Below are 2714 nucleotides of genomic sequence, written 5' to 3' on the forward strand. Positions count from 1 at the left end.
ATACCATCAAGCCTTGGCTGCAGTGAAGGAAGCACAGGCAGGAGCGGGCAAAGTTGCTCTGCAACAGGAAGATGTCAAAGCTGCTCAGGCCTCAGTAGAGCAAGCGCAATCCGCTGTGAAGGCGGCGCAATCGACGGTAGAGCAGGCACAATCTGCGGTTGAAGGTGCCAATGCACAGGTAGCACAAGCGGAAGCCGCCCTCCAGGAAGCGCAAACCTATTTGAGCTATACTACACTGCGTGCATCCGAGGATGGAATCGTGAAATCCAAATCGCTTAGCTTGGGGGAAATGGCTAGTGCAGGCTTCCCGGTCTATACCATCGAAACCTCAACACAGCGTTGGGCTAAATTCTATGTACCGGAAACATCTTTGAACGGTCTAAAAGCAGGGGATACCGTTCAAATTAAATTGCTGGCAGGTGGCAAGGAGCTGAAGGGTAAAGTGATTCTATTGGAATCCGCTGCTGACTTCGCCATTCAAAAGCCGAGCCAAAGCTCTGGCGATAAGGATGTCCGTTCCTTTGGGGTTAAGGTAGCTTTGCCGGACCTTGCTGCATCGGTTCCTACGGGCTCTACCGTTCTGTTTACAGGCAAAGGGGCGCAATAAGATGCAGGATCAACAGGAAAGACTTCGTATCCGCGATGTGTTTCGCGAGGAATGGCTGAGCATCTTCCGCGATCGCCGCTTTATGGCTATTCTGCTGATTACGCCGATTGTGTATACGATACTATTCGGCTTCCTGTATTCACATCAGCGGATTACCGAGATGCCTGTCACGGTGTATGACGGGGATAATTCGCAGCTCAGTCGCCAAATTATCCAGGCGTTCGATGCGACAGACTCATTTGCCGTTACATTGCAAGCGACCAATCAGGAGGATGCTGTCCGTCAGGTTGAAACCGGGGAAGCCAAGGTTGGGATCGTGATTCCCGACAATTTTACCACTCGGCTTAAGCATGGGGAGAATCCGCCGGTGCTAACCCTGATCGACGGCAGCAACATGATGTATTCCAATAGTGCCAGCCGGATCGCTAATCAGGTCATCAGTAGCGTAAGTGCCGGAGTATCTATCAATTCTATGAAGCAAAAGGGAATGAACGCGGATCAGGCGGCCTCAACGCTCAGTACGATCCCGTTCCGATCCAGAGTGCTATTTAACCCGGTTTATGATTATAAGCTTTTTATGCCATTAGGGGTTATTTCGGCGGCTCTCCAGCAATGCTTGCTGCTGGGTATTGCCTTATCCTGCACACGTGATAAGGAAGCAGGAACGTGGGGGAGATTTGGTGTATGGAAAAATACTCCCTGGCGCTTGGCTATTGCCAAGCTGGCACCATATTATGCAGCGGGAGCCTTCAATGTGCTGACTGTATTCAGTATCAGCGCGTTATGCTTTGATATTCCATTCAGGGGGCAGGTTCTCCCGCTGATTATGGTGTCGTTGGCCTTCAACTTTGCATTGTGCGGTTTAGGGTTTTTATTCAGTCTTTTTTCCAAGACAAGAGTGGATGCCACTCAAACCCTGATGCTGATTGCTGTTCCTTCCTTTATGCTATCTGGTTATACGTGGCCACTGGAAGCCATGCCCGGTTTCTTACGGGGGCTTGCCGAAATATTGCCGCTGACGTATTACCTGGATGCTGTGCGAAATATTACGCTCAAAGGACTGGATATCTCGTATGTCTTTAAGGATACGATTGCTTTGGGCGTCATTGGCTGTGTGAGTTTGCTGGTGTCCTTCGCTATTTATCCACTATTCTTTAGACAGCACCAGACGGTAGGGCAGCAAGCCGATGTTCCCACTCAAGAAGGCTTTACGTTTAAAGGCTGAAAGTAACTCCAAATATTCGAAATAAAAAAGGCAGATCAGGTGTTACTCCTGATCTGCCTTTTGGTTATAAATATATAAATGAATCAACGTATTATTGCGTTTTTAGGTCTTCAATAGAATTAATCGGGACATAGGATGGAACGACAAGTCCGGACATCACCCCGGTCATGCTGGTTCCGATATCATCTACCTTATCCTTGTACTGAGCCCAGTAATCGGCATGTGTTAATGGCAGCCATGCTGCGGCGGTAGCATCTACACTTCCGCCAGCAACGTCGGTCCACATCGGACCAATTTCAACCTGGAGGGCCGTTACTTTGTAGCCCAGTTTTTGCTCCAACACATATTTCAATTCGTACTGGCAATTTCAGAATCCCAAGCAGCGTAGCTCAGCTTCAAAGGATCGCCGTTGACGGGCTGCAATCCCTTGATCCATTCCTGCACCTTGTCTGGATGCTTATCGGCCCAGTTCTTAGCAGCCTGCTGCGGGGCGGTACCGTCCTGAATTGCGATCATGACTTCACCCATATCCTCGGCAGTCCAATTGAAGCGACTCAGAAATTCATAAGCAACAGGCGCATCCTGTTTCAAGCCTTTGCGGGCAATCGTATGGATTTCTTCTTTATCACCATATGCCTTCTTAGGGTCCTTCAAATATTTCAGATCATACTTGTTAAACATCCAGTGAGGGGTCAGCCCGTTACAACGATAGGTTGCCTGGCTTTAATTGCCTTGTCCAGAGTAGCTGTCATGGCAGCGCCAGAGCTCTCAAGCAGCTTCCAGTCGGACAGGCCATAGTCGTTCATGGCTTTGGCAGTCAGCTTCATCAAGCCGACCTCCTTGCCGAAGTTCCCAGCAGTGGCGGAAGCTGGAGCCGCAGCG

2 protein-coding genes and 1 pseudogene are annotated in these 2714 nt (G+C 49.6%); 2 read left to right on the plus strand and 1 reads right to left on the minus strand.

Annotated features, from left to right (window positions below; all coding sequences use genetic code 11):
• The coding region (locus tag L693_RS0113385) for an HlyD family secretion protein (protein ID WP_025717693.1) at positions 1-607 on the plus strand (607 nt) is incomplete at its 5' end.
• Position 608: 1 nt separating this feature from the next.
• A complete protein-coding gene (locus L693_RS0113390) occupies positions 609-1832 on the plus strand; it encodes an ABC transporter permease (RefSeq protein WP_025717694.1) in 1224 nt (407 codons plus the stop codon).
• 91 nt (positions 1833-1923) lie between these two features.
• Here L693_RS0113390 and L693_RS29980 read toward each other — a convergent pair.
• Positions 1924-2714 (minus strand): annotated as a pseudogene (locus tag L693_RS29980) (glycine betaine ABC transporter substrate-binding protein); the annotation flags it as partial.

This window comes from Paenibacillus sp. 1-18 (assembly GCF_000520755.1).
Classification (GTDB): Bacteria; Bacillota; Bacilli; order Paenibacillales; family Paenibacillaceae; genus Paenibacillus; species Paenibacillus brasilensis.